Source organism: Novosphingopyxis sp. YJ-S2-01, assembly GCF_016093175.1.
In the GTDB taxonomy this organism is placed as follows: Bacteria; Pseudomonadota; Alphaproteobacteria; order Sphingomonadales; family Sphingomonadaceae; genus Novosphingopyxis; species Novosphingopyxis iocasae.
This window is the reverse complement of record NZ_JAEDAI010000001.1, coordinates 1,032,926-1,054,054: the sequence shown is the minus strand read 5'-3', so window position 1 is coordinate 1,054,054 and position 21,129 is coordinate 1,032,926. Positions and strand designations below refer to the sequence as shown.

The window sequence follows — 21,129 nt, the reverse complement described above, 5'->3', positions numbered from 1 at the left end:
GGTGATGGGCAAGCCGTGCTATGGCAGTCCGATGATCAGTTTACGAACCATCCGAATGGCGGCGGCGCTTCTGCCTGCCGCCCTCATCGCATCCTGCGCGACGACACAAGGCAACAGCGTTGCCGAAACCGAAACGGTGGCCGCCTATCTTGCCCGAACGGCGCCGAAGGCGAGGGCCGACGCTTTCCGCAGCACCTTCAGCGATCTGAACGGCGACGGCACGTTCGAGGCGATCATCTATCTGTCGGCACCGGGAAATTGCGGCTCCGGCGGCTGCTCATTGCTGATCCTGACCCCGGAGGATGGCCGCTACCGTGAGGTGACGCGGATGTCCGTTTCCCGCCTGCCGGTGCGGCAACTCGGCAGCATGACGAATGGCTGGCACGATCTCGGAGTGACCATCGGCGGGGGCGGCGCCGCGCCCGCCGAAGCTTGGATGCGGTTCGACGGGAATGCCTATCCGCGCAATCCCACGACGCAGCCGGTGGTACCGGACAGCGCGGAGGCTGTGGTCCTTCTGGCCCCGCAGAGTTGATCCGCAGCGCTCAGGCGGTGAAGAACAGCCGCCGACCATCCGGGCCGGTCGTCTCCTCGATCCGCGTTTCATACACATCGCTGAGGAGCGCGGCATCGAGCGTGGTGGCAGAAGGGCCGTTTGCCACCACCCGTCCCGTCTTCAGCACCAGCACGTCGTCCGCAATCCGGGCGGCCTGATTCAGATCGTGCAGCACCAGCACAACCCCGGCCCCCGCATTGGCGGCGCGGCGAAACAATTTCAGCATGTCGAGCTGATGCGCAGGATCAAGGCTGGCGAGCGGCTCATCGGCAAGCAGCCATTGCGGCTCTCCCGCCAGCAACCGCGCCAGCAACACCCGCGCACGCTCCCCGCCGGACAGGCTGTGCACGGGCCGGTCCGCGAAAACGGTCGTCTCGGTATCGGCCATGGCCTTGTCCACCGCAGCCAGATCAGCCGGTGACGGGCCGCCGAACGGTCCGCGATGCGGCAGGCGGCCAAGCGCCACTAGCTCGCGCACGGCAAGGTTCCAGTGCACCATCGGATCCTGCGCAAGATAGGCCAGGTGCCTTGCCCGTTCCCGCCCCGGCGTGGAGGCGAGCGGCGCGCCATTCAGATGTGCCCTGCCGCTTTCCGGCGCGACCAGACCGGTCATGCATTTAAGCAGGCTGGACTTGCCAGCGCCATTGGGGCCGAGCAGCACGGTGATGCGGCCGCACGCAAATCTGGCCGATACGCCGCCCAGCACGCTCGCTCCGCCCAGGCGAAGCAGAATATCCTCCGCCTTCAATTCCACAGAATGCGCCCCTTGTGCCGCAAGAGGAGCCAGAAGAAGAAGGGCGCGCCAATCATTGCCATGGCAACGCCCAGCTTCACCTCGTTCGCGCCGGGGGCCAGCCGCACCAGACTGTCCGCCGCCAGCAGCAGCGCCGCGCCGCCCAGCGTGCTGGGCAGCAACAGAGCGGACGGGCGCTCACCGAACCAGGGGCGCAGCAGATGCGGCACGATCAGCCCGACGAAGCCGACCACGCCGGTCACCGCAACGCCGGCCCCCACACCGAGGCCGACCGCGCAGACGATCAGCACTTGCAGCCGGCCCATATGGACGCCCAGCGATTTCGCACTTTCCTCCCCCAGCGCCAGCGCATCCAGCGCGCGGCCGGTGGTAAGAAGCAGCGCCGCGGAGAGCGCGATGCAGGGCAGCGCCCAGGCGGCCTCCGCATAACCGCGGTCCGTGAGTGCGCCCATGATCCAGGTCACGATCTCGCTGGTCGCGAAGGGATTGGGCGAGATGGAGATGAGGAAAGCGGTGAGCGCGCCGCCCAGGCTGGCGAGGATGGTGCCCGCTAGAATCAGCGAAACCGCGCTCGCCGATCGACCGACGAACAGGCCGAGCAGCAGGATCGCTGCGCCCGCCCCCGCCATCGCGCTGCCGAACAGGGCCGGAAGGCTGCCTCCCACGCCAAAAAAAATCGCCGCCACCGCGCCGAAGGCAGCGCCGGAGCTGATGCCGAGCACGCCGGGATCGGCCAACGGATTGCGCATATAACCCTGCAGCACCGCGCCAGAGAGCCCCAGCATGCCGCCAATGGCAAGGCCCAGGATCGCGCGCGGCAGGCGCAGTTCCAGGATGATCCACCAGCGCGGATCTGCGCTGAACCATGCGGACAGCGGCACCCAGACCTTTCCGGCCATCAAAGAGGCGCCGAACAGGAGGATGGTGAGCGCAGTAAGCAGCGCGAGCTTTGCGGAGCGGTTCATAGCCATCAGCGCAGCGCCTGCCGCGCCTGCGCAAAGCGCCTCGCCAACGGAATCAGCGTCGGGCCACCGCAATAGAGCAGGTTCTGCGGGAAGTCCTCGATCTGCACCCGCTGCCCGCTCGCTTGCAGTGCATCGATGCGGCGGCGGCGTGCGCCGTCCTCGCGCGATCCGGAGGCGGCGGAGCTACCGCGCCGGTCCATGAACACCACGCGCGGCGGATGTGCGACCACATATTCGCTGGGCAGCACGTCCCAGCTGGCAAGGCCATAATCCGCACTCGCGTTACGAAAGCCGCTATGGTCCATCACGTCGCCCACCAGCGTGCCCTGCCCCGGCACCAGCCCGTCGCCGAGCCAAACCAGTGCCGGCGTTTTCGCGTCCGACTGCGCAGCCGCCAGCGCCGCATCGATCCGGGCAAGCAGAGCGCGCCCGCGTTCCGGGGCATCCAGCGCCTGCGCCATGTCCGCAATCTGCTGGCGGCTCTCCGCGATTGTGGCAGGCACGCCGAAGACCTGCACCGCAATCCCCTGCCGGTCGAGCGCGTTGCGCGTGGCGGGAGATAGATGTGCGCCCGTCACCACCAGATCGGGTTTCAGAGCAATCACTTCTTCTGCCGTGCCGCCGACGCTGTCGAACCGGCGGGCTTCACCGACATCCATGGAGCTTGCCTGCGGGTCCTGCGAATAGGCGCTGATCGCCGCGATCCGGCCCGGCTCCACCAGCTTTGTCAGGATCGCGTCGGTGCAGGGATTGAGCGAGACGATCCGCTGCGGATCGTGCGGAGCGCTGGCGGGCGGCGCCGCTGCCGGTGCGCAGGCGCTGAGCCCGCAAACCAGCAGAAGCGCTGCCCTCGTCTGCATCAGAACCGCGCCCTGACGCCCGCATAGGCCGCGCGGCCCGGCGTGCCGTAATTGGCGACCGTTTCATATTGCGCATCGAACAGGTTCTCGATGCGCCCGTAGAGCTCGATCCCCTCGGTGATGCCATAGGATGCGCGCACATCGGCGATGGCGTAGCCGTCCAGCCTGACGGTGTTGGCCGCATTGTCGAAGCTGTCGCCGACCACCAGCACGCCCGCGCCCAGGCCGATGCCCCAGGGGCTCTGCCAATCGGCGGAAACGCTCACCGTCTGTTCGGGCCGCCGGGCAAGATCATTGCCGAAATTGGCACCGGGCGAGCGGTTGGTGGTATCAATCCAGCTATACTGACCGGTCACATCCAGCCGGTCGGTCGGCCGCAGCCGCAGCGCCGCTTCCACGCCCTCCGCATGGGTGGCGGCGATGTTGAGATAGGTGAAGGTGGCGTTGTCGAACGCGATTTGGTTTTCGGTATCGCGGTTGAAATAGGTGACGCGCGCCTGCGCCGCATTGCGCAGGAAGTTCTGCTCGATCCCGAAATCGTAGCTGTGCGCCCGCTCGGCGGCGAGCGACGCTGTGCCATAGGCGCTGAACTTTTCGAACAGCGAAGGCGCCCGGAAGCCCTCTGCATAGGTGGCGCGCAGCACAGTGGCACCGCCATTGGGGCTGTAGGCGGCGTTCGCGCCGAAGGTGGTCTCGCTCTCGCCCTTTTCCTGATCGTCGTAACGCAGGCCGCCGGTGACGGTGAGACCCGTGAAAGGCCGCACGATCGCCTCGCCATAAACCGCATTCTGACGCTGGGAATAGCGGTTGGGCTGCGTCTCGAAGGCGGGCGAGATGGTGTCCAACCGCGACAGCTCCGTCTCCGCACCGAACAGCAGCGTCACGGCGCTGACCGGAGACAGTTCTCCGCGATATTCGAACCGGTCAAGCTTGCCCTGGCTTAGGAAGCTGGGCACGTCCGCCCCGCCGGACCGCTCAAAATTATCGCGGCTCACATCGGTGTAGGTATAGGCGAAACGGTTTTTGAACCGTCCGTTCAGAAGGGCGAGGTTCGCGCCGGTATAACCGACGAACAGCTTGTTTTTCGAAAAATCACCGGTGTCGGCCAGCGTGAAATTGGGCGGCGGAAAGCCGTCAAATTCGGTCTTCGCGTCGATATAATAGCCGCGCGCATCGAGGCTGAACGCCTCGGACAGGTTCACCCGCAGCTTCCCGTTCGCGGTGAAGTTGCGATAGCCGTCACGCTCCGTCCCGCCGAGATTTTCATCGAAAGCCGAAATGCCGTCGGTGCGCAGATAGCCCGCGCCCGCGCTACCTTCCAGAATGCCGCTGGTGCCGGCGATATTGGCAAAGCCTTGCGCGCTATCGCGATAACCATATTCGGCGCGGCCACGCGCCTCGAAGCCGTCCGTCGGCTGGTCGGAGACGATGTTGACGACGCCGCCGATCGCCTGGCTACCCCAGACGATGCCGCTCGGCCCGCGCAGCACTTCGATACGCGCGATATTGCCGGCCAGCAGCTGGCCGAAATCCACCCCGCCCTGCGGCGCGGAGGGATCGTTGATCTTCACCCCGTCGAGCAACACCAGCGTCTGATAGCTCTCGGCGCCGCGGATGAAGACACCTGCGGTCTGGCCGATGCCGCCGTTGCGCGCCACGGTGATTCCCGGCGTGCGGGCCAGCGCCTCGTCGAGCGAGCGGAAGTCCTGAATTTCGTCGCGGGTGATAACCGTGACGGCCTGGCCGGTATCATCCGCTGGCTGTTCCAGGCCTGACGCGGTGACCACAATGGTGGGGTCCTGCGTATCTTGCGGCAGATTGCCCAGATCCTGCGCATGGAGAGAGGCCGGCAGGCAGATGCCTGCCAGCAGGAGAGAGATCGATAGTCGCACTATATTGTCCTTTCACGTCGACGACCAAAACCATGCCGTCGCGCGAAGGAGAGCCCTCGTTTCTTCCGGTGCACCCCGCCCGGCCGAAAAGACAGCGGCTATGGGCAGGTCTCCTGGCTCCCGGGTCACCGCATCGCGCTCCACCTTCCCGGATGTCTCCAGTGGCAAATCGAAGCGCGCGCTCGCCGGTCACAGTTGCGGGGGCAGCGCCGGATTCGGGACCACACCCTCACCGACTTCCCTCTTCGTCCCGCGGTCGCCCGCGGAAACCCATGGCCTGCCCGCGCCCATAGATGGCACGTGGGGCTAAGGCAATCGCCCTTTCCAACCCCGTTCGATCTCCCTATGTCCGGCCGCAAATAAAGACGAAACAGGAGCCAACATGCCGACGATCAGGGTGACAGGACGCGACGGGGAAGAAAAAGCGGTCGAGGCGGAAGACGGCTTCACGCTGATGGAGACGATCCGGGACAACGGCTTCGACGAACTGCTGGCGCTGTGCGGCGGCTGCTGTTCCTGCGCCACCTGTCATGTGCATGTCGATCCGTCCTATATGGACAAGCTGCCCGAAATGGACATGGACGAAGACGACCTTCTGGAAAGCTCGGATCATCGCAACGAATATTCGCGGCTGTCCTGCCAGATCCCCATCACCGACGCGCTCGACGGCCTGAAGGTCACGATCGCAGCGGAAGATTGAGCTTACCGCTCTTTTTTATCCCCTGAGCGCGCGGGACATCGGTTCTTCCAGCACCGGATAGCCATGGCCGTCCGGCAGACAGATATATTCTCCGTCCGCGCGCTCCTCGACATAGGTCAGCACCATGCGCACGGGCACGCTATCGGCATGCACGCGCGCAGCTTCGAAATCGGAAAAGAGCGAGAGCCGTTCAAGATTGCGGCGCGTAGGAAAGATCACGCTGATCTCTCCCGCATCGGCGCGGCGCAGAACTTCCTGGGCGCTTGCCCAGAATAGCGATGTATTCTCCGTGCGGTCGGCCTCTCCGCGCAGCACAGCGTCACCCGCATCGGCGATATAGAAGCGCGTATCGAACACACGTTTTTCGATGGTCCCCGGCGGTCGCCAGCGCGCCCAATAGGTGAAGCGCGCCAGATCGAGCGACCAGCCGCGCTCCTCCAGCAGTTCAGAAAACAGCACGCCATCGTTCAGCGCGGCGCGCACCTCGGCGCGTTCCCGGCTGCCCGGATGCGAACCCCCAGCGACGATGCCGATCGAAAGCCCGGTCTCTTCCAGCGTTTCGCGAATGGCGGCAATGCGCGCGGCCCCTTCCTCACGTTCCAGCTCCGGTGCCAACCGATCGGCCAGATCATAGTCGTCGGGATCGACGCGGCCGCCGGGAAACACCGCGGCCCCCGGTGCGAACGCCATTTTGGCCGAACGCTCGACCATGCACAGCAGCGGCGGCCCGCCGTCCGGATCGGTGCGAAATATGACGACGGTCGCTGCGGGAGTGGCGGGGGGAAGGCTGTCGGTGTCGCTTGGGCTCGGCATGATGCCAATATGCGGTTTCGCGACCGAAATGCGATGAAATTTCTAGGCGAGGAGGGTCGTAGCGGAGTTCTGTCGGGTCTCGTCCGCCCGCGGGCTGGGACCTTTTCGATCAGCCGGGCAGTCTCAACTCCGCCGTCAGTCCTCCGCCTACCCGGTTCGTCAGCGTCACCGTGCCGCCATGTGCGCGGGCGATCGCGCGGGCGATGGTAAGGCCGAGGCCGCTGCCACCGGTCGCGCGGTTGCGCGAGGCCTCGGCACGGGCGAACGGTTCGAACATCGCCTCGATCCGCGCCGGATCGATCCCCGGCCCGTCATCCTCGATCCGCACCAGCGTATCCACGCTCTCTCGCAGCACCGTTACCCGCGCAGCGCCACCATATTTCAGCGCATTGCCGATCAGGTTGCGCAGCGCACGGCGCACGAGCACCGGGCGCAGCGGGGTCGCAACCGGCACCGCAGACTCTGCCAGCGTCACTGCGCCGCCGCGATCGACGAACTCTTCCACAACGGTCTCGGCCAGCGCCGCAAGATCGGTACGCCGCATCTCCTCTCCCGACCGGCCAAGCCGCGCGAGCATCAGGATATCGTCGAGAATACCGACCATCTCGTCGATCGATTCGGCCATGCGCCCACGTTCGGCATCGTCTTCAACCGATTCGATTCGCACCCGCAGTGCGGCGAGCGGTGTTTTCAAATCATGCCCGATCGCGCCCAGCATGACGTCCTTTTCGCCAAGCAGCGCGCTCACCCGCGCCTCCATCGCATTCATCGCCACGATCAGGCGGCGCAAATCCTCCGGCCCCTCCTCGCGAAGCGGATCATCGGTGCCGCTGGCGGTAAAGGCATTGGCCCGCCGGGTGAGCGCGCGCAGCGGGCGCGTCACACGCAGCGCAATGAATGCAAGCGGCACCAGCACCGCCAGATACAGGATCAGCGTTTGCAGGATCAGCCAGCCGATCGCCGGAGCACCGCGCACCGGCAGCGGCGCGGAGGTGCTGATCCACTGACCGGAGGGAAGCTGCGCGGTTACGATCAGCGACTCGGTGGCGCGCGGTGCTTCGTCGCGCATCCGCTCACGTAGCGAACCCCGCCGCCCCGGACGGCGGCGCAGTTCCCGTGGCACATGGTCCCGATCGACCCGCTCCACCCGAACCGCACGGAAAGAGGTGCCGTTCGCTTGCGCGGCCTCCATCACGCGCAGCGCCAGATCGGGCTGAGGGACTCCGTCCGATTGCGGCGGAACTTCGCTGAGCATGGGCATAACCCGTCTGCCGCGGCGGCGGGCGGCCGGGCGACCGCCGTGCGCGGCCAGCCGCTCCGCGCGATCCGCGGCAAAAATCAGGCGTCCGCCCGCAAAGGCACTCGCCTGCGTCATCGCCTGCTGATCGCTCGCCCGCAGCAACAGCGTGAAGTTGACGAGCTGAGCGAAACCCAATGCCAGCGCCGCCGCCATCAGAATCTGCCCAACCAGCGTGCGTGGCCACAGTCGCCGCAAAAGCCTCACGATGTGCGTACGTCCGCGGCCAACCGATATCCCCCGCCCCATACCGTCTTGATGAGCGCGGGATTGCGCGGATCGGCTTCGATCTTCTTGCGCAGCCGGCTGATCTGATTGTCGATTGCGCGGTCGAAAGGTCCTGCCTCGCGCCCCTGGGTGAGATCAAGAAGCTGATCGCGGCTCAGTACCTGCCGGGGCCGCTGCACCAGCGCCTCCAGCAGACGATATTCGCCGCTGGAAATCGGCACCAATGTGCCATCCTCGGAATAAAGCTCCTGCTCGGCCGGTTTCAGCGTCCAACCGGCGAAGCGATAATCGGTGGAGCCGCCTTGTTCCGCCCGCGGCCCCTGCGCCGCGCGTCGCAGGATCGTTTTGATCCGCGCCACCAGTTCGCGCGGGCTGAACGGTTTCACCACATAATCGTCCGCGCCCATTTCCAGCCCCACGATCCGATCGGTCTCCTCGGACCGGGCGGTGAGCAGGATCACCGGAATTTCGCCCTGCTCCCGGATATGGCGCGTCAGGCTGAGGCCGTCTTCGCCGGGCATCATGATGTCGAGGAGGACAAGATCGATGCCATAGGCTCCAAGCGCCTGCCGCGCGGCGGCGGCATCGGCGGCTTCGGTCACGCGGAAACCCTGACGCTCCAGATAGCGCGCCAGGGGATCGCGAATCGATGCTTCGTCATCGACGAGCAAAAGATGGCGCCTGCCGTTCATATCAACTGCCGCATAATGCCTGCGAAGCCGGTCGGTTCGGAAGGCGCAGTCTTTCTCCGAAGAGTTGGACTACGCCTTCCACGATGCCACGCTCGGGGGGAGGATGAGCGGACACCGTTCCGGTTCAGCCGGCCTGACGCTGGGCCCGGCGCGCCTTGCGCGCATCGCGAGCCGCCTCGCGCTCGGCGGCGGAGATGGTTCCGTCGCCGTCCGTATCGACCTTGTCGAAACGTGCAAGAGCCGCGTTACGCATTTCTTGCAAAGAAAGCGCACCGTCCCGATTTGCGTCAGCCCTTTTCATCATGCGCATCGCGCCGCGATGATGCCCGCCGCCGCGCTTGCCCGTTGCTTCCGCGCGATTGCCGCGCGCCGGACGATCCGTGAACTCGGCGAGACTGAGCGCGCCATTGCCGTCCTTGTCCATCGCCGCGAACCGCTTCGCGCCTCGCTCGCCCTTGCGCTCACCGCGCGCTGCACGGCGCTCGGCCCATTTCTGCTTCTGCTCGGCGGTCGGCTCCGGGCGATTCGCGCGCCGCTCGGCACGGCGCTCCTGCCGTTTCGCGCGCATCGCATCGCGCCCGGCCTTCAGCTCAGCCTGGGTGAGTTCGCCATTATTGTCCGTATCGAGCGCCGCAAACCGTTGCTGCATCCGGGCAGCGCGATCGGCCTGATCGACAACACCGTCGCTATTGGCGTCCATCCTGGCGAAGCGCGCATCCACTTTGGCGGCAACCTCGGCACGGTTGGCAGGCGCCTGATCGCGCGGGCCGCCCTGAGCGAAAGCGGCACTCGCCGTCGCCAGAAGCGCCGCGCCGCCCAAAAGGATCGATTTCTTCATCATACTCTACTCCAATTCCATCCGTTGAACGGACAGACCCTTGCAGGGGTCTCGTCACAGTGGCCGGAATAGAGAAGATATGTCGCGCAAGTTTGCCGACGACGGGCAAAACTGTCGCAAATTGTAACGCCGACGGACTTCGTCAGTCGTCAAAGCCGCGTACATTTTCCAGCAGGCGATCGTCGAAATGATCGCCGTGCAGGACCGAGATGTCGCCGGTCGACTCGAGGATCACCGCGCGAACCTTATCAAAATCGAGCGCATTGCTCTCACGCAGCTTGGCGATCACATCGCTCTTGGTAACGCGCGCCGCCTTCAGCGCCTCTTCGTTCATCACTCCGTCGCGCATCAACAGGCGCGGCTTGTTGCTGAGCACATTCTCGATATCGTCCGTGCTCTTGCGCATTTTCGCGAGCACAAACTGCCCTGCGAACAAGAGCACGATGGCGACGAGGCACTGCACGAAAGCAGGCCATTCGCTCACCGTCGCCGCGCTCGCCAGCAGCGAACCGGTCGCGACTGTCGATACGAAGTCGAAATTGGTCATCTTGGAAAGGCTGCGCAGACCCACGATGCGAATCGTGAACACAACGAACAACAGCGCAATGATCGTCAGTATCGTTCCACGGAGGAGAACGTCGAGCCAGATATCGTCGGGAAAGAACATGTCGGCACGCCTAGCACGGCAGGGGCAAGGCGGCGACATGATAAAAATGGAGCGGGTAGCGGGATTCCGCTCCACACCTACTATACCCAAAAAGCCGCAGAAAACCGTGGGTTTCTGTCTGGGCAAAAAGCTGTGTATCCCACTGTGTGAGAAGGTCAAGAGTCCCCTCTAGGATGACCTGACCGAACCCGTTCGGCGATAACTACCTACTGTTGGTGGCCCTGATTCGCGAGATCTGCCCACATCCGGTTCGCGGCGCTTCGATCCTCAGCCTGCGCCTTCTCCAGCGTATTCTTTTGTTCCGGATACTCCTCGGCCAGCTGCTTCCGACGGTTCTCCAAATCATCAAGCAGATCGCCCATCTCGTGCTCCATCCGCTTCAACGTCTGGACTTGGGCCAGCAAAGGAAACAGCGAACGTTCGATTGACGCTACCGGAATTTCCTCGACCGGCAGTTGGGTGTCACCGACATCGCGAGACAAGATGATCTGCGAATCCTTTATCTCGACCATTACTCCATCCTCAATAGCCCTCTGCCAGGTGGTGACCGACCTGTCCCATACGGCCTTGGCAGCATCAAGGTTGGCACGCTCTCGCTTCACTTCGCGTCGTTCGCGCTGCAATTCCTCATCCGCTCGTTTGAGTGAAGCGACCTGGACTTCAAGTGCGGTTTTTTCCGACGCCAGTCCGGCCTTTTGAGCCCCTAACTGCGCAATCTCGTGCTGCAGCGCATGAAGCTCGGCGCGGCGAACCGAGACCTCTGAATTCGCATTCGCTAGAGCTTCCTCCTCAGAAACGCGCAGGGATTGCGCTCTGGATGCTGCCTTTTGCCTTTCAGCGATCTGCGCATCGAGCCGCGCCAGTTCCTGCTCCCGTCTGCTATGAACGGAATCGGCCACTTTACGTCGATCTTCCGCACTATCCGCCAAGGCCCTAGCAGCCTTAGCTCTCGCTTCAGCTTCGCGTTCAAGCCGCTCAGCCTTCGCTTCGCGATCCATGGCGGTGGCCAAGCGCATTTGTGCGGCAATATTCGAAGCTTTCGCTTCGCCAGCCCGTTTTTTGGCAAGAGCCTCGACTCCTGCAGCGGCGGCCTTTCTTATCCTTACCTTTGCCAGCATCGAACGCAGTGTTGCCGCCAGGCTACGCCGCCTTTCGGCCATACTAGCGGCGTGCCGCAAGGCGGTGGCCAATGTGGTAGGCCACGGATCCTTGGATGCGTCCCTTTCGCGCGCAGTTAGCTCGCCTTGGATTACTTTAGGACGCTGCTGGAGAGCATCCCATGTTGCTCTCAGCCGGCCTGTAAACACGCCGACGACAATGCTGATCTGTGCGAGCGTGAGATCCATTTCTCGCTTTTGTCGGCCAAGCTCCTCGACTTCGCCCTTGGCCTTCTTCTCGCGTTCTGCGACCTCTGCATCGCGCTTAGTCAAAGCGCGCTCGCGTTCGCCGATTTCGAATTCGCGTGCCGCGAGGTCGCGCCGCTGGATTACGTGCTCGGCCCGCTTCTGAATTAGCGCCCTTGCCCTCTCTTCAACCTCCGCGAGCTCTTGTTTTGCCTTTGCCTCCCGCTGTCCGAGCTCGTCTTCCTTCTCGCGTAATGCGCCGACGGAATCGCTAATTGCGCGAAGGCGTCTCTCTAGACTGGCTTCGCGCTCCGCAAATTGCTCTGACGCCAGACGAGCCTCCTCGTGGCGCTTGAAGAGGTCGAGTTCGTCCATTTCGATCGCAGCACGCTGTTGTGTCAGACGGTCAAAACCGTGCTTAAGCTCTGCATCATAATGCTCGAGCGTATCGCTTTTCTCCGCCAGCTCAGCAGCCTGTCGCGCCAAGTCGCGCTCCATTTGCGTGAGCAGCTTGGCGTAGTGCTTTAGCGGAATGTTCTTGATGCCCAGACCTACAGTATCCTTGCCCCTGGTCAGGCCGAGATGCGCCACGAATTGGTGATATTCCGTTTGACGCTTCGCCAAACCGACCGGACCTCCGCCGAAGACGGCATCGTGCGAAAGACGCCAGATCTTCGATCCCTTCTCTTCTTCCTCCAACCGCTTCCGCAGTTTTTCGGGATCTTTCGGCTTGGGACCCGGCTTCTTGGCCACCGAATGGTAGAGTGGGAGACCGACGAATTGCGCGTGAGGCGTCGATTCGTCGAGATGCGGCGTGAACGCCAGCAAGCCAGGTCCAAATAGGTGTTCGGCGTACTCGTACTGTGCTTTCCACCAATCCCGCATTTGGTCCTTGGAGGCAGTGGCCCACCATTCTGGCGACGCGGTGACGAGCACCTCGACAGCGAGGACTTTTCCCTGCTCGTGCGTGGCACCTGTTTCCTTAAGGATCTTATCGGCGCGGTCACGATAGCGACCCGTCATGCTGTTCCACTCGTCCGGTATAGGAGCCCCCTCAACCGTGCGCGCAGGGATCTGGCGGGTGTTGTGCCACTCGACAGCGTCGAGCACCACACGGGAGTGAATCTTGCCAATCCGCATGATTGCATAGTTGGGTTTTTCAGCCATGGCGAACGCGTTCACCAGACAGGTCGCCAGAAGGATTAGTAATTAGCCCTACACTCACTCTGGGGTAATTCTGCGAATTACCCCCCGTTCGCCGCCGGAGCGAAGCCCGGCGTGCATATGCCCCTCCTGCCATACGGCCCGGGGCAGCGGCGGCCGAATGGCCGCCGCATGATGACCGGAGAGCGCACATCAGTTCGCACTCCGGTCATGCATTGTCTCCCTCTCGTCCGTTACGGACTGGTTCGTGCCGAGTGGCAGGGCAGCTTGGCGGCTGCCCATCTCGTCACGAGAGAGGGACGCATCTCCAGTCTCTGGTGCTATCGCGGTCGGCCGGGCCGACGGCGAGGCCCCATCTGTCGGCTCGCCTCGATGCTGCTTTTCCGATGCGCCCACTGCGTTTTCGTCGAGAAAGCGGGCTTCGCTTGCCTGCGCCGCACTTCCGGCAAGTCGCGCGATCCTTGCAGGAGAGTCTTCCTCAGGAGCGTGCGCACCAGCAATCTCGTTCGAAATCGCGGTGGGCGAATTGACAGAGGAATTCCCACGGTCGGCAGCGCTCTCGATGAAGCTCGCACCTGCCTCGTCTTCGGTGGAAAATTCTATCGGACACATCCGAAGCTGATCGGAGAGCGTGCCGAGCAACAAATCTGTTGTTTTCGTGAAACTCTCGATCTGTTTGTGTAGTGAGAGAACCGTCGAAAGCACGCCGGTCCTTTCAACACGCTCCGCTGTCCAGCGTCTGATATACTCTAGATAGGTTTCGTTGCTTCCATATCCGCCGCAGGCAGCCTTCAGCTGTCTGGTGGTCATGATGTGGTGGGTCTTGCGAAAGTAGCTGTCGAGTTCTTCGCACGCCGCTTCAAAAGGTGGCGCTAGTTTCTTGGTCATGGTAAGATCCCAGCATGGGCCCTACCATGCGTGTTCTTAGCCGGTCTTGCGGGCTACAAGTCGGACCTTATGATTTTTTCATAAGGCAACAGGGCTTATAGGAATCACTTTCGGGGGGGTGCCAAGCAGTTTTGGCTCCGTTCGTCCTCGATATCGCTCATTTCATCGCAAAAAAAGGTTAACGCTCCCATCTTCACTGTTCGGGCGGCGTGCTCTCGCAAGGCGAAAGTCGCCAAGATACCGTAAGACCCCGTGCGAAAGCTGACGAGCATTGCTGTCCGTGAGGACAGTAGGAGAGGGAAAAGTCGCCTTCGGCTGTCCTCATCATCACGATGAGGATTGAATATGAATACAAAACCGATCGAATGGCCACGCACGGACAGCGCCACGCCCGTGCGCACTCTTCGCAGGATACCACGCATTGATGACTGGCCGAATGCCACCGACGAACCCGTGGCGACCCGGCTTGCAATCGTCGATTGCGAAACCGATGGCCTTGATCCCTCGCGGGACAATGTAATCCAGATCGCAGTCGCGATAGTCGGTGTATCCCGCGACGGACGCATCCTGCAGGTCGTCGATCACGGCACAGGCCTTGCTGACCCTGGGCGACAAATCCCTGCCAGGATCACCAAACTCACGGGCATCGACAATCTCACCGTTCGCGGCAAGCGGATCAAGCAACCTGCGCTGACCGAGTTCATCTGTCAGGCCGATGCAGTGCTCGCTCACAATGCTGGCTTCGACTCTGGATTTTGCCGGCGCTTATTGCCTAGCATCGAACACCTGCCATGGATCTGCTCCTTCCGCGACGTCGACTGGTTGGGTCACCGGTTCGACGGCGGAAAGCTCGGGCACTTGCTGATGCAGCTTGGCCAGTTCGCGCCGACCGCCCATGATGCAATGGCCGATGTCGAAGCGCTAATGGCTTTGCTGCAAAGCGAGCTCCCTACCGGCGAGACCGTCTTAGCTGAGGCAATGCGCACCGCGCAGGTGCCGACCGTCCGTATCTTCGCCGAGCGCGCACCCTACGAGACGCGGCACGAACTCAAGCGGTTCGGCTATCGCTGGAACCCAGACCAGAAGGTCTGGTGGACCGAAGTCGCACAGGCGGATGTGCACGCGGAGCTGGCCTTGCTGTTGCGCATCGCACCGGGTGCTCGGCCCACTCGGAAAACCATGACGTGGCATACCCGCCACTGGAAGGACTGACACCGACCGCTGGCGACGGTGGGCAGCCATCGGCGTCGGGTTCGGAAAGATCGAAGGGGGTGAGCAGGAACCGGGAACGGAAAAATGCTCCGGCCGAAATATGGCCGCAACCTCAAACGAAGGATTACGGAAATGACGAATACGAATGATCGCGGCGTGCAGCTTCGCAAGCGCCATATGATGGCGCTGCGCAATGAACTCGGCTTCCCCAAGGAGGCGCCAATCATGACCGGGCTGGCATTCGCCGCGATTGACGAGCCCAATGATGCGATCCTGTGCGCGATCGCCCTGAAAGCCATCGCCGAAAGGCAGGATACGCTAATCCATTGCTACTCCAGCATTGCAGCCACCGAACCGTTCCTGACCGTCCTGGTGCTGCGAACAGTGAATGGGGCAGAGCTGCTGCCGGTGGAGATCGTCCAACGCAGCACGGCAAAGCCCCTACAGTTGATTACCACCGATCGCGCGCGCTGCTTCCGCCTCGATAGCCGCTGGCTTGTGCAGGAGACACGGGTGCCATCGGCCGCGAAGCTTCCGAAGGCCATGTCGGCAGCACAGGCGCGTTACGATGCAGCCCTGGCAGATACGCGCATCGATGGCGACGGATGGGATCCGCAGGTTGTGATCTTCGAACGCGGCCCTGCCACCGTGGCCGCGTAACCCACAACCCCATCCTGAAAAGCCAGTCGTTCGCGGGCGGTGTCTCTCCGGAGATGCCGCCCGCAGCGCATTGTGGGAGACACCAATGCTGGAACACCCAAACCACGTCCTAGCCATCTCGACGGTGCGTATGCCGAGCATCCACAAAGTCGATGGCCCGGTCGGACCGATCGTCTGCCTTGCCACCTTCTCGGTCGAGCGAATCGGCGACACCGAGGCACGGTTCGCATCGACCCGTGTGACCTTCGAGCCGGATGGTGACTGGCGAGCGCCTGCTGCGCATGTGCGCTGCCTGCTGCACCGCCACACCTACGCGATCGGCTGCCGGCCCTCCTCGGACAAACATCGAACGAAGTATCTGCGTCATCGGCGCCGCTCCTACGAAGAACTGCCAGGAACCGCGGAGCTGCCCTCGCTCCGGCGTCACGTTATCCGCGCGCGCGAGAAGACGCTGGCGGGGCTCGGCAGGGACCACGGCTTGATGGTCAGCGACCGGCCGCCACACCTCGCACAAGCCACGCGCAAAGCCGCCGATCGGGCGCAGGCGGTGTGGGTGACAGCGCTTGGAATCGTCCGTGATCGCGACGAACGCGCCCATCTCTACGCCGCCTGGGAGGCGTGGCGGGTCTTGGAGCGGGCAAGGCCGCTCCCCTTTTGAATAACGCAATAGCCGCCAATCATGGCTGAGAGGAAAAGAATAATGGAAATGCCAACTACACGCCGCCGCAATCAGAAATACTTGATCCTCGACACAGAAAGCATCTGGGATCCGTATCTGAGGGAGGCTTACGACTCTATCGACAGAAAGAACGATCATGCACGGATTGGATGCCGGAAGCTCATCGCCGTATCGCTTTGGGCGATCGAATTCGACGCGCTCGGCAGGCTATCGACCGAACCTTTGCAGACCTGGCTCGCAACTGAAGGGCTCACCGAATCCGATATCCTCTCGCAGGCGTTCCAGACGATGCGGCGGTATTCGGATCATGTTCTCGTCGGGCACGGGAGCATAGCCCACGATTGCCAGATCATGATGCTCGCAGCGATGAGCGCCGACCTTGAATTGCCGCGGCAGCTGCAGCCACCGGAAGGGCCTCGTTGGCGCGACCTTCGACACATCGATATTGGGCTGGCCATGAAGGCGGGCGGCAAGACTTGGCATCACTTGAGCGAACTGCTCCTCCGATTGGGCCTGCCTGTTGGGCTCATGATTGGCAAAGCCGATCCGGGAGTCCGGGAGAAGGAAATTCGCTGGAGCACGCTTCAAGAACACTGCGAGCGGGATGTGCTTTTCACCTCACTTGCTCTGACTGCCTTGCTAAGGCTGGAAGGGCAGGTGCCGACCACTATTCTGGGTATGCATCTCGCCCTGTGCGAAGCGTTCTTACGTCAACGACCACAAGCGATCTGCGCGCCGCTGCTGCGTCGGTATGCTGACGAAATACGAGCTACCCTCATCCCTGCGCCCTTGGCGGCGTAAGGCTGAAGGTGCCGCTGCACCGGCAGCGGCACCTTCAGGCTTCTGCTGCGACCTCTGCCCGAAGGTCGCTGTAAAGGTCGAGATTGTTCAGCAGCAAATTCTTCAGCCCCGCCCTTACACGGGCCGAATTGATCACCTGAACACCCATTGACTCGTGAGCCTCCATCGCTGCGATCGCAGCTTCGAGCATTTCGGGATCGATCGTGGGCGACGCTTTGAACTGTGCCTCGCTATTGGCACGCGCCTGCGCACGCAGCGTCTCTGATTCCATCAGCTTGTCCTTCACACTGCGGACAAAGCTCAGCTGATCCCCATCGGTTAAATCGCCCTCGAAGAGCGCGTTCACCTTGGCGATGATCTGCGAAAGCGCTGCCTTGTCCTTGTCCTGGACGGAGCCAGATCCAGCAGCAGTGATCGGCTTCAAGGGTTCCGCCTCCCCCTCTCCCAAATCCATCACGGCCTGATTGAGCGCGCGCACCGCATGGTGGGTGAGAGTTACTTGCGACAGATCGACCTCGGGGTTCTCTCGTTCGAAATCCAGAAGCGGCAACAGATAGCGGTAGAACCAGTAACGCTTTTCCACCCCTGTATGGCCGTAATCAATCATCTGGCTGAGATACGAATACAGCCGCATATATTGCTGCATGTCGCCCTTCATGAGCGTCAGGGCGTCGATGCGGTCTTTCGCTTCAGCCGCTGCCTGGTCCTGTTCGCCCTCCTTCGCGGACTGCAAGGATTCCCGGCCCTCCGCGAAGCGCTTCACCAATCTCTGCGCTACAGGCTGTAGAGCAGCCGACAGTTTCCCCTGCGACGCGCCCGGTGAGGTAATGACCTCGATGACCCGTTCCACCTCAGGCGTGTCATACCAGCCCCCTCCATCGAGCTTGTCCTTCAGGGTGAAGATCATCTCTGGATCAGTCATGCCGTCCAGTTCAGCGGTCTCGTAATAGGTTCGGAACGCTTCCAGCACCGCATCGGAGCTGTTCACGAAGTCGAGGACATAGGTGGTATCTTTGCCTGGATGTGAACGGTTCAACCGCGACAGGGTCTGGACCGCCTGCACACCGGCCAACTTACGGTCCACATACATCCCACATAGCTTGGGTTCGTCGAACCCGGTCTGGAATTTGTTCGCGACCAACAGCAGGCGCGCGTTCTCGTCGTCGAAAGCGTCACGGATATCGCGGCCGTGCAGCGTCGGGTTGAGATCTGCGCTCGTCTCGGTGACCGGTTCCGGAAAACTCTCCAGATCATTCACCTCTCCGGAGAACGCGACCAGTGCCTTGAGTTTCGTGTAACCGTTGTCGGCGAGGTATTTGTCCAGCGCGACCTTCCAGCGCACGGCTTCCTTCCGGCTACCGAGAACCACCATCGCCTTCGCCTGCCCTTCAAGCAGGGGGGCGACGTTTTCACGGAAATGCTCGACGGTGATCTGGACCTTCTGCGCAATGTTGTGCGGATGAAGGCGAACCCATCGCATGATCTTCTTCGTGGCAGCGGAGCGTTCGACTTCCTTGTCGTCGATCTCCTTCAAGCCATCCTTGCCCTTCTGGGCGAGCTTGAACGCCGTTGCATAGGGCGTGTAATTGCGCAGCACGTCGAGGATGAAACCCTCTTCGATCGCTTGGCGCATCGAATAAACGTGGAATGCCTCGTATCCATTCGCGTCGGAAGGAGGAGCGGACGGATCCTTCAACCTGCCGAACAGCTCAAGGGTCTTGTTCTTCGGCGTCGCCGTGAAAGCGATATAGGTGATGCCACGGTCATCAGCCCGCGCCTTCATTTGCGCAGCCAGCAGATCCTCAATGTCGACCTCGCCTTCGTCCTGTAAGCTGGCCGCTGCATCGCTGGCCAACAGCTGGCGCAACGTCGCGGCGGCCATGCCAGCTTGGCTGCTATGCGCCTCGTCTGCGATGACCGCGAACGTCTTGCCGTCTGTGGCAGCTTTCTCCCGCACTGTCTCAAGGGCGTAGGGAAATGTCTGTATGGTGCAGACGATGATCTTCTTGCCGGCTGCCAGCGCCTCGGCCAGCTGGCCGCTTTTCGCTCCGCCGCTGTTCTTGATGGTCTCAACCACGCCAACCGTGCGCTCGAAATCGAAAAGCGCATCCTGGAGCTGGCCGTCGATCACGCGCCGATCAGACACGACGATCACCGTCGAAAACATCTTGTTGTCGTCAGCATCGTGCAGTTCGGAGAGGAAATGCGCGGTCCAAGCGATCGAGGCGGTCTTACCGCTGCCTGCCGAGTGCTGGATCAGGTAGGCACCGCCCGCGCCATCATCGCGCACCTGCTTTACCAGTCTCCGGGTCGCATCGAGCTGGTGGTAGCGCGGGAAAAACAGGGCCGACAGATTGCCCTTCTTGTCGCGCTTGGCAACCATGTAGCGCCCAAGAATATCGAGCCAGCTATCGCGCGCGAGAATATCTTCCCAAAGGTATGAGGTTGCTGCACCGTACGGGTACGGTTCGTTGCCAGCACCGCCTCTGTTGCCCCGGTCGAAAGGCAAAAATCGGGTGGCTTTGCCTGCCAACTTGGTCGTCATCCGCACGAGACTACTGGACACCGCGAAATGCACCAGAGCGCCGCCGGGGAAGGACAGTAAGGGCTCCAGCCGCCCGCCCTTGGGGTGCGGCTCCCGGTCCTTGCGATACTGCTCGACCGCATCCTCCACGCTCTGCGTGAAGTCCGTTTTCAGCTCGATGGTCGCCGTGGGAATGCCATTCAGGAAGAGGACGAGATCGATGGAGTGCTCGCTGTCGAGACGATACCGGACTTGCTGGACCACTCGCAGGCGGTTCGCGTCGTAGCGGTCGGTGATCTCGGGATTTAGCCCGCTGGCAGGACGGAATTGCGCCAGACGAATGGTGCGCCGAATGCCGACCATCTCCATTCCCGAGCGCAACGTCGCAAGCGTGCCCTTCTCGTCCAGCACTTTGCGCACGCGATCCAGAAGCTTTGCCTTGGCTGCCTCCTCGCCGTGACGCTTCTCCAACGTCTCCAATGCTTCTGGCTGAGTTTCCTGCACCCAGGCTATCAAATCGGGCGGATAGAGTGCGCGCTGGCGGTCGTAATCGACGTCGGCTCCGTAATCATACAGCCATCCCTTCTTCTGCAGGGTGGCGCAGATTTCACCTTCCATCGTGGCTTCTTCGTGCAGCTTAGCCATTAAGACACGTCCAGTTGCAGTTTCGGCAGGTGTGGTTTGATGGCAGTCGCCAATCGGTTCATGACGGCAACCAACTTATCCTGGATCTCGTCCCATTCCTCCTCGTCGCTTTTGTAGCCGCCTTCGACGGCATAGCTGATCCGGCAGGCGCGCTTCCCTTCAAGCGCCTCCCAAGTCAAGGAACCACCAAAGGCCTCCTCGATCGTGCCCTTCTTGTCGTGCAGCTGGTCGAAGATGTGCCGGTTTTCTTTGTCGCAGTCCTGACCGCGATCGATATAGAACTCGGCTTGACTGTCATGCTGGCGGACCGCGTAGTTCAGGTTCAGTCCGCGCACCCCGGAACTCAAGCCGATCCAGCTGTAGCGCCCCGGTGTCAAATGCTTGTGCAGATGCGCGTCAGGCCGAGCAACGAGGTTCGCCCACCACTTTTCGCGAAGGTCATAGCGCTGGGCAAATTCGCGGTTCTGTGCGGCGACGGCCTTGGTCTCGGCGGATGGACCGACAATTCGGGTCAGGAGCGGTGCGGGCTCGCTTTCGCCGATGCGGACAGCCTCCACCTTGAGCAGGTAGAAGTCCGCGCTGGAACTATCGTTAAGCCACGAGACCGCTGCGACGTGTTCGGGCCGTGGGTCTGCAACGATCCATATAGCCGCACGAGCATTCATCGCAGCGAGATAGGTCAGCACTTTGCCGAGATGATCGTGGTCGCTTTTACCGAGCTGGTTCTCGATGATGACTTTCGCGCCCGCCTCGTCCTCGGCCACGAGGTCAATGTTGAACGCCCCGGCAGACTGTTCGCGCTCAACGTTATCCAGCCCGATGCCGATAGCGGAGGTTAGGACATCGATGTTGTCCTGCAACCAGCGCGTGAAGTCGTAAGCTTCATGTGCCCATACTTCGCGCAATGGCACTCGCGATAGTCGCCCGATGGCCCCCAGTTCATTCATTCTC

Annotated in this window: 19 protein-coding genes and 1 riboswitch; of the genes, 6 read left to right on the top strand and 13 right to left on the bottom strand. The window is 62.3% G+C overall.

The window, feature by feature from the left end; translation table 11 throughout:
- Positions 1-31: 31 nt before the first annotated feature.
- Complete coding sequence (locus tag I6A82_RS05130; protein WP_198094019.1) at positions 32-535, top strand: hypothetical protein; 504 nt, start codon at positions 32-34, stop codon at positions 533-535.
- Between the two features lie 10 nt (positions 536-545).
- Here the strand turns inward: I6A82_RS05130 and I6A82_RS05125 are convergent, their stop codons facing one another.
- The 4 genes from I6A82_RS05125 to I6A82_RS05110 are packed head-to-tail and all read right to left on the bottom strand — an operon-like array spanning position 546 to position 5,027.
- Positions 546-1,310, bottom strand: coding sequence for an ABC transporter ATP-binding protein (locus I6A82_RS05125; RefSeq protein ID WP_198094018.1), 765 nt, complete (start codon positions 1,308-1,310; stop codon positions 546-548).
- Positions 1,301-2,275: a FecCD family ABC transporter permease gene (locus tag I6A82_RS05120; protein WP_198095491.1), complete on the bottom strand. Its 975-nt coding sequence runs from the start codon at positions 2,273-2,275 to the stop codon at positions 1,301-1,303. The genes I6A82_RS05125 and I6A82_RS05120 overlap by 10 nt, the downstream gene beginning before the upstream one ends.
- Before the next feature lie 5 nt (positions 2,276-2,280).
- A complete protein-coding gene (locus I6A82_RS05115) occupies positions 2,281-3,135 on the bottom strand; it encodes an ABC transporter substrate-binding protein (RefSeq protein WP_198094017.1) in 855 nt (284 codons plus the stop codon).
- Positions 3,135-5,027 carry a TonB-dependent receptor plug domain-containing protein gene (locus I6A82_RS05110; RefSeq protein ID WP_332310930.1) on the bottom strand — a complete coding sequence of 631 codons (1,893 nt, stop codon included), beginning with the start codon at positions 5,025-5,027 and terminating at the stop codon, positions 3,135-3,137. The genes I6A82_RS05115 and I6A82_RS05110 overlap by 1 nt, the downstream gene beginning before the upstream one ends.
- 86 nt (positions 5,028-5,113) lie before the next feature.
- Positions 5,114-5,316, bottom strand: a riboswitch (cobalamin riboswitch).
- Positions 5,317-5,409: 93 nt separating this feature from the next.
- Here I6A82_RS05110 and I6A82_RS05105 point away from each other — a divergent pair.
- On the top strand, positions 5,410-5,727 hold the full coding sequence (locus I6A82_RS05105; RefSeq protein ID WP_187335382.1) for a 2Fe-2S iron-sulfur cluster-binding protein: 318 nt from the start codon (positions 5,410-5,412) through the stop codon (positions 5,725-5,727).
- Between the two features lie 15 nt (positions 5,728-5,742).
- On the opposite strand, the gene I6A82_RS05100 is transcribed toward I6A82_RS05105, so the two are convergent.
- The 7 genes from I6A82_RS05100 to I6A82_RS05070 form a co-directional block, all read right to left on the bottom strand.
- Positions 5,743-6,540, bottom strand: a complete 798-nt coding sequence (locus I6A82_RS05100) for an NUDIX hydrolase (protein ID WP_198094016.1) — start codon at positions 6,538-6,540, stop codon at positions 5,743-5,745.
- A gap of 109 nt (positions 6,541-6,649) precedes the next feature.
- Complete coding sequence (locus I6A82_RS05095) at positions 6,650-7,993, bottom strand: sensor histidine kinase (RefSeq protein WP_198094015.1); 1,344 nt, start codon at positions 7,991-7,993, stop codon at positions 6,650-6,652.
- A gap of 47 nt (positions 7,994-8,040) precedes the next feature.
- Positions 8,041-8,757, bottom strand: a complete 717-nt coding sequence (locus tag I6A82_RS05090) for a response regulator (RefSeq protein ID WP_198094014.1) — start codon at positions 8,755-8,757, stop codon at positions 8,041-8,043.
- 124 nt (positions 8,758-8,881) lie between these two features.
- Positions 8,882-9,598 (bottom strand): hypothetical protein, encoded by a 717-nt coding sequence (locus tag I6A82_RS05085; protein ID WP_232343295.1) that lies wholly within the window; start codon positions 9,596-9,598, stop codon positions 8,882-8,884.
- Between the two features lie 139 nt (positions 9,599-9,737).
- Positions 9,738-10,262 (bottom strand): DUF421 domain-containing protein, encoded by a 525-nt coding sequence (locus I6A82_RS05080; RefSeq protein WP_198094013.1) that lies wholly within the window; start codon positions 10,260-10,262, stop codon positions 9,738-9,740.
- A 206-nt stretch (positions 10,263-10,468) separates the two neighbouring features.
- Positions 10,469-12,772: a plasmid recombination protein gene (locus I6A82_RS05075; RefSeq protein WP_198094012.1), complete on the bottom strand. Its 2,304-nt coding sequence runs from the start codon at positions 12,770-12,772 to the stop codon at positions 10,469-10,471.
- Between the two features lie 189 nt (positions 12,773-12,961).
- Entirely contained in the window at positions 12,962-13,657 is a 696-nt protein-coding gene (locus tag I6A82_RS05070; protein ID WP_198094011.1) for a hypothetical protein, read from the bottom strand.
- 345 nt (positions 13,658-14,002) lie between these two features.
- Between I6A82_RS05070 and I6A82_RS05065 the strand changes: the two genes are divergently transcribed.
- The 4 genes from I6A82_RS05065 to I6A82_RS05050 all read left to right on the top strand — a co-directional run bounded on the left by I6A82_RS05065 (position 14,003) and on the right by I6A82_RS05050 (position 17,009).
- On the top strand, positions 14,003-14,869 hold the full coding sequence (locus tag I6A82_RS05065; protein WP_198094010.1) for a 3'-5' exonuclease: 867 nt from the start codon (positions 14,003-14,005) through the stop codon (positions 14,867-14,869).
- 156 nt (positions 14,870-15,025) lie between these two features.
- A complete protein-coding gene (locus I6A82_RS05060) occupies positions 15,026-15,529 on the top strand; it encodes a hypothetical protein (RefSeq protein ID WP_198094009.1) in 504 nt (167 codons plus the stop codon).
- A gap of 85 nt (positions 15,530-15,614) precedes the next feature.
- The gene (locus I6A82_RS05055) at positions 15,615-16,187 is read left to right on the top strand and encodes a hypothetical protein (protein ID WP_198094008.1); all 573 of its coding nucleotides are present in this window, start codon (positions 15,615-15,617) and stop codon (positions 16,185-16,187) included.
- Positions 16,188-16,208: 21 nt separating this feature from the next.
- Positions 16,209-17,009 carry a hypothetical protein gene (locus I6A82_RS05050; RefSeq protein WP_198094007.1) on the top strand — a complete coding sequence of 267 codons (801 nt, stop codon included), beginning with the start codon at positions 16,209-16,211 and terminating at the stop codon, positions 17,007-17,009.
- Between the two features lie 34 nt (positions 17,010-17,043).
- Here I6A82_RS05050 and I6A82_RS05045 read toward each other — a convergent pair whose 3' ends face one another.
- Positions 17,044-20,178: a type I restriction endonuclease subunit R gene (locus tag I6A82_RS05045; protein WP_198094006.1), complete on the bottom strand. Its 3,135-nt coding sequence runs from the start codon at positions 20,176-20,178 to the stop codon at positions 17,044-17,046.
- Complete coding sequence (locus I6A82_RS05040) at positions 20,178-21,125, bottom strand: DUF4268 domain-containing protein (protein WP_198094005.1); 948 nt, start codon at positions 21,123-21,125, stop codon at positions 20,178-20,180. The genes I6A82_RS05045 and I6A82_RS05040 overlap by 1 nt, the downstream gene beginning before the upstream one ends.
- Positions 21,126-21,129 lie beyond the last annotated feature (4 nt).